The organism is Pseudomonas sp. A39 (assembly GCF_058145955.1).
On the sequence record NZ_JBYVMD010000002.1, the window covers coordinates 272,306 to 281,229 of the forward strand.

8 protein-coding genes are annotated in these 8,924 nt (G+C 61.8%); 3 read left to right on the top strand and 5 right to left on the bottom strand.

The features are described from left to right. Positions 1 to 37: 37 nt before the first annotated feature. Positions 38 to 379 carry an antibiotic biosynthesis monooxygenase family protein gene (locus tag AC3ZU9_RS02865; RefSeq protein ID WP_064054598.1) on the top strand — a complete coding sequence of 114 codons (342 nt, stop codon included), beginning with the start codon at positions 38 to 40 and terminating at the stop codon, positions 377 to 379. Positions 380 to 423: 44 nt separating this feature from the next. Then, complete coding sequence (locus AC3ZU9_RS02870) at positions 424 to 669, top strand: hypothetical protein (protein WP_043205829.1); 246 nt, start codon at positions 424 to 426, stop codon at positions 667 to 669. A 114-nt stretch (positions 670 to 783) separates the two neighbouring features. On the opposite strand, the gene AC3ZU9_RS02875 is transcribed toward AC3ZU9_RS02870, so the two are convergent. Further along, the gene (locus AC3ZU9_RS02875) at positions 784 to 1,416 is read right to left on the bottom strand and encodes a flavin reductase family protein (RefSeq protein WP_015885650.1); all 633 of its coding nucleotides are present in this window, start codon (positions 1,414 to 1,416) and stop codon (positions 784 to 786) included. A gap of 176 nt (positions 1,417 to 1,592) precedes the next feature. Here AC3ZU9_RS02875 and AC3ZU9_RS02880 point away from each other — a divergent pair, with 176 nt between their 5' ends. After that, entirely contained in the window at positions 1,593 to 2,348 is a 756-nt protein-coding gene (locus AC3ZU9_RS02880; protein WP_046035273.1) for a COG4705 family protein, read from the top strand. Between the two features lie 76 nt (positions 2,349 to 2,424). Here the strand turns inward: AC3ZU9_RS02880 and AC3ZU9_RS02885 are convergent, their stop codons facing one another. From AC3ZU9_RS02885 to AC3ZU9_RS02900, 4 genes are all read right to left on the bottom strand, one after another. Next, entirely contained in the window at positions 2,425 to 3,744 is a 1,320-nt protein-coding gene (locus AC3ZU9_RS02885) for an MFS transporter (protein WP_490090293.1), read from the bottom strand. A 286-nt stretch (positions 3,745 to 4,030) separates the two neighbouring features. Next, positions 4,031 to 5,356, bottom strand: a complete 1,326-nt coding sequence (locus tag AC3ZU9_RS02890; protein ID WP_015885647.1) for a sigma-54-dependent transcriptional regulator — start codon at positions 5,354 to 5,356, stop codon at positions 4,031 to 4,033. After that, entirely contained in the window at positions 5,350 to 7,116 is a 1,767-nt protein-coding gene (locus AC3ZU9_RS02895; RefSeq protein WP_490090294.1) for a sensor histidine kinase, read from the bottom strand. The genes AC3ZU9_RS02890 and AC3ZU9_RS02895 overlap by 7 nt, the downstream gene beginning before the upstream one ends. A 268-nt stretch (positions 7,117 to 7,384) precedes the next feature. Then, a complete protein-coding gene (locus AC3ZU9_RS02900; protein WP_046035276.1) occupies positions 7,385 to 8,908 on the bottom strand; it encodes a fumarate hydratase in 1,524 nt (507 codons plus the stop codon). Between the last annotated feature and the right edge of the window lie 16 nt (positions 8,909 to 8,924).

The window sequence follows — 8,924 nt, forward strand, 5'->3', positions numbered from 1 at the left end:
GCTTGCCGAGCATCACTTCTCAACGGGAGAGTCGAACATGTCCACCCCCATTCCCGCGAGCCATATGGCCTTTATCCGCGCCCGCACCGGGTGCAGCACCGAACTCGGTGCACGCTTGAGCAGTTTGATCGAACCGGGCCGCCAGGCTCAGGGTTGCCTGCAATTCTCGTTGCAGCATTCCCAGGTCGACCCTGATGTCTGGTTGATCTCCGGTTTCTGGAGCAGCGAGCAGGCGATGAGCGCCTACTTCGACTCTCCGGCCCTGATGATCTTTACCGAGCTGTTGAACGACATGGTCGTGCGCAGCATGGACTTCCAGACCTTCACCGATGCATCCGCCGCGAATGCCTACGGCGAGTACCTGCAACTCGCCGGCTGATCAGGTTTAGAATGGCCGACTTTCCATTGGCCAGGACCTGCAACATGGCACGTAAACAATTTGCCCACCACGAAGCCGTATCCGCCGTAGTACCGGGTGAAGGTGGCTACAGCGCCGCCGTCGCCGTCAAGGCACTGGATGGCATGGGCGCACCGAAGTTTCACAAGATCCTTGATGGACAGACGTTCAAGACCGCTTCCGACGCCGACGATGCAGCGACGGTGCAATTGGAGCGATTGGTCGATGTGGACGAAGACGGTCAACTGACCTGGGCAGCCGCCGCAAACTAAACCACACGTGGGAGGGGGCTTGCTCCCGATAGCGGTGTATCAGCTAAAGGTTTGCTGATTGACCCCCTGCTATCGGGAGCAAGCCCCCTCCCACAGTTTTGACGGCATTTTCAGTCAGGGTTTGGTGGCGCCTGGCCGGTACATCTTGAACAGCGCCTCCGGCCCCAACTGGAAGTAATCCGCCGGGCCACCACCGCGCAAAATCGGCTCGGCGGCGGCGGTGTCGTAGACCCCATCCTTGAGCAGCCACTTGGCGATGTGCACCGCGACCACCTCGCCCAACACCAGCCAACTCGGCACCAACGCCTTGTCCGCACGTTGCAGCTGGATGATCTGCGTCACCTTGCACTCGAACGACACCGGGCTCTCGCCCACCCGTGGCACGCCAACAATCTTCGACGCCACCGGCGTCAGGCCGGACAACTCGAACTCGTTGACCTCGGGGGAAACGGCGGCGCAACTCTGGTTCATCTGCTCGGCCAGCGGGCGGGTCGCCAGGTTCCACACAAACTCGCCGGTCTGTTCGATGTTGTTCAGGCTGTCTTTGCGCCCGACGCTGGAAAACCCGATGATCGGCGGAATGTAGTTGAACGCATTGAAGAAGCTGTAGGGCGCCAGGTTCAGGCGGCCTTCACTGTCGTGTGACGAAATCCAGCCGATCGGCCGTGGCCCGACGATGGCATTGAACGGGTCATGGGGCAGGCCGTGGCCGTTGGCGGGTTCGTAGAAGTGGATATCGTCGGACATGGCCGGGTTCCTGCTGTTGGCTTCGTTGAGGTGGCCATACTGCAACCCAAGGCGGCTAATTTCCATCGGCGATATGGAATTTTCATTCCTCGCCCACCTATTTTTCACAGTTCCCCGTTCAGTCTGCGCCCAAGGTCGACACCCCCATAAGACTGAACCTTGGAGCCTTCTACCGCATGAACAAACTTCCTCAGATCACCCTCGCGTTCTGGGTCATGAAAATCTGCGCAACCACCCTGGGCGAAACCGCCGGGGATTTGCTGTCGATGACGCTGAATGTCGGTTATGCCATCAGCTCAATGATCCTGATCAGCGTGTTCCTGGTCACCTTGGTGACGCAACTCTGGTCCAAAACCTACAACCCCGTGCTCTACTGGATCGTGATCCTGTCCACCAGCACCGCCGGCACTACGATGTCGGACTTCATGGACCGCACCCTCGGCCTGGGCTACGCCACGGGCTCGATGATCCTGATTGTGATCCTGATGATCATCTTTGCCGTGTGGCACCTCAGTGGTGACTCGCTGAACGTGAACAAGGTGCAGACCTTCCGAGGCGAGTTGTTCTACTGGATGGCGATCCTGTTCTCCAACACCTTGGGCACGGCCTTGGGCGATTTCCTCGCGGACGATTCGGGGCTCGGTTTTGCCGGTGGCGCCTTGTTGATCGGCTCGACCATCGCCGCGGTGGTGGCGCTCAAGTACTTCACCCGGATCTCGTCGGTGCTGTTGTTCTGGGTGGCGTTTGTACTGACGCGGCCGTTTGGCGCTACGCTGGGGGATTTTCTGACCAAACCCCATGAAAAGGGCGGTTTGGATTTTGGCACCATTGGATCATCGGCGGTGTTGGCGGCGGTGCTGGTGGTGATGATTGCCGGCGCGTCGTATGCGCAGCGGCGGTATGGGCAGCGCGAGGTGGGGCAATTGTCCTGACTGCGCTTTACCAGGCAACACAAAAAAATGTGGGAGCGGGCAAGCCCGCTCGCACATTTGTTCCTGCAGATAATCGTTAGTCGGTGGTGATGCGCGAGTGCTTGCGGGTGTCCTTCATGGTCACGTAGACCACCAGCGACACCGCGATGCATGCGGTCACATACCAGTAGTAGCCGGTCTCCATGCCGATGCTCTTGAACCACAGCGCGATGTATTCAGCGGTACCGCCGAAGATCGACACTGTCAGCGCATACGGCAGGCCCACGCCCAGGGCGCGGATTTCGGTCGGGAACAGTTCGGCTTTCACCACGGCGTTGATCGAGGTGTAGCCGCTGACGATGATCAGCGCAGCCATGATCAGGAAGAACGCGCCCCACCAGGACTGGATGGTGTGCAGGGTGGTGAGGATCGGCACGGTGAACAGCGTGCCGAGGATACCGAAGGCGATCAGGATCGGCCGACGGCCTACCTTGTCCGACAGCCCACCGACGATCGGTTGCAGGCACATGAACAGGAACAGCGTCGCCGCCGAGATGGTGGTGGAGTCGGAAATGCTCATGCCGACGGTGTTCACCAGGTATTTCTGCATGTAGGTGGTGTAGGTGTAGAACGCCAGCGTACCGCCCATGGTCAGGCCGACCACGGTCAGCAGTTCCTTGGGGTGGCGCATCAAGGTGCGCATGGCGCTTTCCTTGGCTTTTTCCTTTTTGGTGAACGACTCGGTTTCTTCCATGCCGCGCCGCAGGTACAGCGCGACCACCGCACACAGGGCGCCAATGGCGAACGGGATACGCCAGCCCCAGGCATACAGTTGCTCGGTGGTCAGCACTTGTTGCAGCACGATCAGTACTGCCAGGGCGATGAGCTGGCCGGAGATCAGGGTCACGTACTGGAAGCTGGAGTAGAAACCGCGACGTTCCTTGGTCGCCATCTCGCTGAGGTAAGTGGCGGAGGTGCCGTATTCGCCGCCGACCGACAGGCCCTGCAGCAAGCGGGCAAATATCAGCAGGATCGGCGCACCGATACCGATGATTTCATAGCCAGGGCTCAGGGCAATCAGCAGCGAGCCGAAGCACATCAGGTAGACCGAGGCCATCAAGGCCTTTTTACGTCCGACTTTGTCGGCATACAGGCCCATCAGCCAGCCACCGATCGGGCGCATCAGGAAGCCCACGGCGAAGATCGCGGCGGTGTTGAGCAGTTGGGCGGTGGTGTCGCCTTTCGGGAAGAAGGCTTTGGCGAAGTACAGCGAGAAAGCGGCGTAGACGTACCAGTCGTACCACTCGACCATGTTGCCGACCGATCCGCTGAAAATCGATTTGATCCGGCTGGACGTGGTGCGCTCTTTCGCCGGCGCAGCCGCCGACCCCAGAGGCAGGGAGTTGGAGTTATCCATTGAAGGATCCTTCATCTAGTTGTTTTTATGGAGCGTGCTTGAGCACTGCCTGGCTGGGGCTATAGCAGGAGCTGTGCCAGGTGGGTGAAGGCCCGGAATAGAAGGGTTACAAGATTTTATTGAGCGGAAAGTTGCTGATGATTTTCAGGTGATGAGCGGAAATCCGCTTATGGCTGCTGTCCTCATCGGGAGCAAGCCCCCTCCCACATTTTGATTTGTGAACACGCTCAAGTGTGGGAGGGGGCTTGCCCCCGATAGCGGCCTGCCAGTCAACACAACGATGGGCCTAGAGAAACATCTCCCGCACCAACCCATGCCGCTGCATCTTTTCATTCAAGGTTCTGCGCGGCAGTTGCAACTCCGCCAGCACCGCCTTGATATCGCCTTTATGCCGGGTCAACGCGGCCTTCAAGCAATGAGCCTCGAACGCCTCCTGCTGCGCCGCCAGGGATTGCCCGGCCTCGACGCCTTCCGGTTCCGGGTCGCCAAGCCCCAGCACCTGGCGCTCGGCGACATTAGCCAGCTCACGCACATTGCCCGGCCAGTCGTGACTGAGCAGGCGCCCCAGTTGCGCGCCACTCAGCGGTTCGACGGTGCGGCCCAGGCGATCGGCGGCACTGTGGGTGAAGTGGTCGAACAGCAAGGGGATATCCTCGCGGCGCTCACGCAAAGGCGGCAGGCGCAATTGCGCGACGTTCAAGCGGTAGGCCAAGTCTTCGCGAAAACGCCCGGCGCGGGCCTCTTCCAGCAGGTCCGGCTTGGTGGCGGCGATGATGCGCAGGTCCACGTGAATACTGTGGTTGGAGCCCAGCCGCTCCAGCTTCTGCTCCTGCAGCACGCGCAGCAGTTTCACCTGCTGGGCCAGCGGCATGCTTTCGATTTCATCGAGGAACAGCGTGCCACCGTGGGCGTACTCCAGCTTGCCGATGCGCTTGCCCTGGGCCCCGGTGAACGCGCCGCTTTCGTGGCCGAACAGTTCGGCCTCGAACAATTGCTCGGGAATCGCGGCGCAATTGAGTGCCACAAACGGCTTTTTCGCGCGCGGGCCAAAATCATGCAGGCAGCGGGCGACCAGCTCCTTGCCGCTGCCGGTCTCGCCACGGATCAGCACGTTGACCGGCAGGCTTGCCAGGTCCAGCACCTGGCGGCGCAAGGTTTGCAAACCCCGGGACACACCCAGCAGCGTCGATTCCAACTGCGCCCGATGATCGGCCTGTTGATGCAGGCGTCGGTTTTCGAGAATCAAGCCACGCTTGTCCAAGGCACGGCGCAGGCTGTTGAGCAAGGCATCGGGGCTGAAGGGTTTTTCCAGGAAGTCGTAGGCACCGTCGCGCATGGCCTCAACGGCCATCGGCACATCGCCGTGGCCGGTGAGCAGAATGACCGGCAAATCCGCGTCGCGGCGCTGCACCTCGGCCAACAGTTCCAGGCCGCTGAGGCCGGGCATGCGCACGTCGCTCAGGATCACTCCGGGGAAGTCCTTGGGCAGTCGCGCCAGGCATTCGTCGGCGCGGCTGAACAATTGCACCTCAAACCCCGACAGGCTCAACCATTGCTCGACGGCTGTGCGAATACTGGCTTCGTCATCGACCACAATCACCGCGTTCAGCATGGTTCGGGCGTCTCCAGCGCGATAGGCAAGGTCAGGGTGAATACCGCGCCGTCGCCCCGGTTGCTGGCGCTCAGGCGTCCGCCCAGTTCGTGCACGATAGCGTAGGACACCGCCAACCCCAAGCCGAGCCCGTCACCCACGGGCTTGGTGGTGAAGAACGGGTCGAACACACTGTTCAAGTGGTCGTCGGCAATCCCGCCGCCGGAATCGCTGACGGTCAGCTGCCACAGCTGTTGATCGGCCTGCAGGCGGATTTCCAGGCGTTTGCGCGGCTTGTCGGCCATGGCGTCCAAGGCGTTGCGCAGCAGGTTGATCAGCACCTGCTCCAGGCGAATCGCATCGCCGCGGACCCAGGCGGGGCGGGTCAGGTCCAGCACTACGCCGATGGCTTCATCGCGCAGGCGTGCATCCAGAAGATGCAGGGACTGGTCCACCACCGTGGCCAAGTCCAGGCGTTCACGCAGGCCACTCGGGCTTTTGCGCGCGAAGGTCTTGAGGTGACCGGTGAGCGCGGCCATGCGCGTGAGCATGTCGTCCAGCGGGGTGAGCGCCTTGTAGGCGTCGTCGACGCGGCCGTGATCGAGCAGTAGGCGCAACGTGGCCAACTGCATGCGCTGGGCCGTCAGTGGCTGATTGATTTCGTGGGCGAGGGCGGCGGACATCTGCCCCAGCGCTGCCAACTTGGCCGATTGCACCAGGCCATCTTGGGCGGTGCGCAGCGCCTGGGTGCGTTCTTCCACCAGTTGTTCAAGCTCCTCGCGACTGCGCTGGCGCAAACGGGCCAGGCGCCAGCGTTGGGTCAGGAACAGCACCAGGAACACCAGCGCCAGCCAGGAACCGGCGGCGGCCAGCCCGGCGTTGCGTTGATCCTCGAAGGCGAACTGGGGCTTGCGCAGCAGGTGCAGGGTCCAGCCTTCGGCTTTCAGCGGCAAGGACTCCCAGATGTAGTTGGCGCTGCCCTCCGGGCCGTTGACACGCATCAAATGGCTGTTTTCGCCAAAGCGCTGCAGTGACTGGGCATCCAGCGGCAGCAGTTGTTTTTTGTCGTATTGGCGGGTGGCCTTGAGTTCGGCAAGGTCGCTGGCCGACAGCGGCCGCAGGTTGCGATAACGCCAACCGGGTTGATTGGCGATAAACACGATGCCACGCGCATCACTGACCAGCAGTAAGTCATTGCCTTGGGCCCACTCGCGCTCAAGCTCGGGGAACTCCAGCTTGACCACCATGGCGCCGAGGAACTGCTCGTGTTCATCCAGCACCGCGCTGGAAAGGAAGTAACCGGGGATCCCGGTGGTTACGCCCACCGCATAAAAGCGCCCGGTGCCCTGGCTCAATGTCTGGCTGAAGTATGGTCGGAACGCGTAGTTATGCCCCACGTAACTGCTGGGCAGGTTCCAGTTGCTGGCGGCCACGGCCAGGCCGGTGCGGTCCATCAACTCCAGCGTGGAAGACTGCGCAGCCCCGTTGATGCGTTCGAGCTTGCGGTTGAGCAGGTCCTGGGTGGAGGGATCCAGCGGGCCCTTCAAGGCGTTGATCATCTCCGAGTCCAGCGCCAGCACGGCGGGCAGGGCGCGGTAGCGTTCGATCAGGGTGTGCAGCGAGTTGGCATACAACGCAAGCTGCTGATTGGCGCGGGCGGCATCGTCCACCAGGGCCTGGCGTTCGGCATGGCGCGTGGCCAAGGCGGCAGCCAGCACGGCACCGGCGATGATCAGCAGCGAGTAGAACGTCAGTCGCAGGGGGCGAGGGATCACGATCATACGGTGATGGGCAGGCGCAGAAAGGGGAGTGCACCATAGCATGCACGACGTTAACGTTGTGGCGAGCGGGGTTGTGTAGTGAGCGGGCTTGCCCCGCGCTGGGTGGCGAAGCCGCCCTAAAACCTGACACCGCGTTCTGTTTGGCAAAATGATGGGGCGGCTTCGCCACCCAGCGCGGGGCAAGCCCGCTCACTACAGAGAAACCAGCAGGCAATAAAAAGGCGACTAGGGCCAAGGCCGCAGTCGCCTATCCTTGCAGGGGAAATGCTTACTGCACTTCTACCGCCAGGCTGTCACTGATCTTTTTCTGCCAGATGGCAGGACCGGTGATGTGGACGGATTCGCCCTTGCTGTCCACCGCCACGGTGACCGGCATGTCTTTCACATCGAACTCGTAGATCGCTTCCATGCCCAGTTCGGCGAAGGCGACAACGCGCGACTTCTTGATGGCTTGCGCCACCAGGTAAGCGGCACCACCGACGGCCATCAGGTATACGGCTTTGTGGTCCTTGATCGCTTCGATGGCGGTCGGACCGCGCTCGGATTTGCCGATCATGCCCAACAAGCCGGTCTGCTCGAGGATCTGACGGGTGAACTTGTCCATCCGCGTCGCGGTGGTCGGGCCCGCTGGGCCAACCACTTCTTCGCGCACCGGATCAACCGGGCCGACGTAGTAGATGAAGCGGCCCTTGAGGTCCACCGGCAGGCTTTCGCCCTTGTTCAGCATCTCGACCATGCGCTTGTGCGCGGCGTCGCGGCCGGTGAGCATCTTGCCGTTGAGCAACACGGTTTCGCCCGGCTTCCAGCTCTGCACTTCTTCCGGGGTGAGGGTGTCGAGGTTGACGCGGCGGGCCGAAGGGCCGGCTTCCCAGACGATTTCCGGGTAGGCATCCAGCGGTGGCGCTTCCAGCGACGCCGGGCCCGAGCCGTCGAGCACAAAATGCGCGTGACGGGTGGCGGCGCAGTTGGGGATCATGCACACCGGCAGGGAGGCGGCGTGGGTCGGGTAGTCCATGATCTTCACGTCGAGCACGGTGGTCAGGCCACCCAGGCCCTGGGCGCCGATGCCCAGTTGGTTGACCTTCTCGAACAGCTCCAGGCGCATCTCTTCGATACGGTTCTGCGGGCCGCGCTTTTTCAGCTCGTGGATGTCGATGGACTCCATCAACACTTCCTTGGCCATCACCGCGGCTTTCTCGGCGGTGCCGCCGATGCCGATGCCGAGCATGCCCGGAGGGCACCAGCCGGCGCCCATGGTCGGAACGGTCTTGAGCACCCAGTCAACGATCGAGTCGGACGGGTTGAGCATGGCCATTTTCGACTTGTTTTCGGAACCGCCGCCCTTGGCCGCCACGTCCACTTCCACGGTGTTACCCGGGACGATGGAGTAGTGGATGACCGCTGGGGTGTTGTCCTTGGTGTTTTTACGCGCGCCTGCCGGGTCGGCGAGGATGGAGGCACGCAGGACGTTTTCCGGCAGGTTGTAGGCGCGACGCACGCCTTCGTTGATCATGTCGTCCAGGCCCATGGTGGCGCCATCCCAACGCACGTCCATGCCCACGCGCACGAACACGGTAACGATACCGGTGTCCTGGCAGATCGGGCGATGACCGGTGGCGCACATGCGCGAGTTGATCAGGATCTGGGCGATGGAATCACGCGCCGCTGGCGATTCTTCGCGCAGGTAGGCTTCGTGCATGGCCTGGATGAAATCAACGGGGTGGTAGTAGGAAATGAATTGCAGGGCGTCGGCAACGCTCTGAATCAGGTCGTCTTGCTTGATCACGGTCATGAGTCGCGCTCCTCTA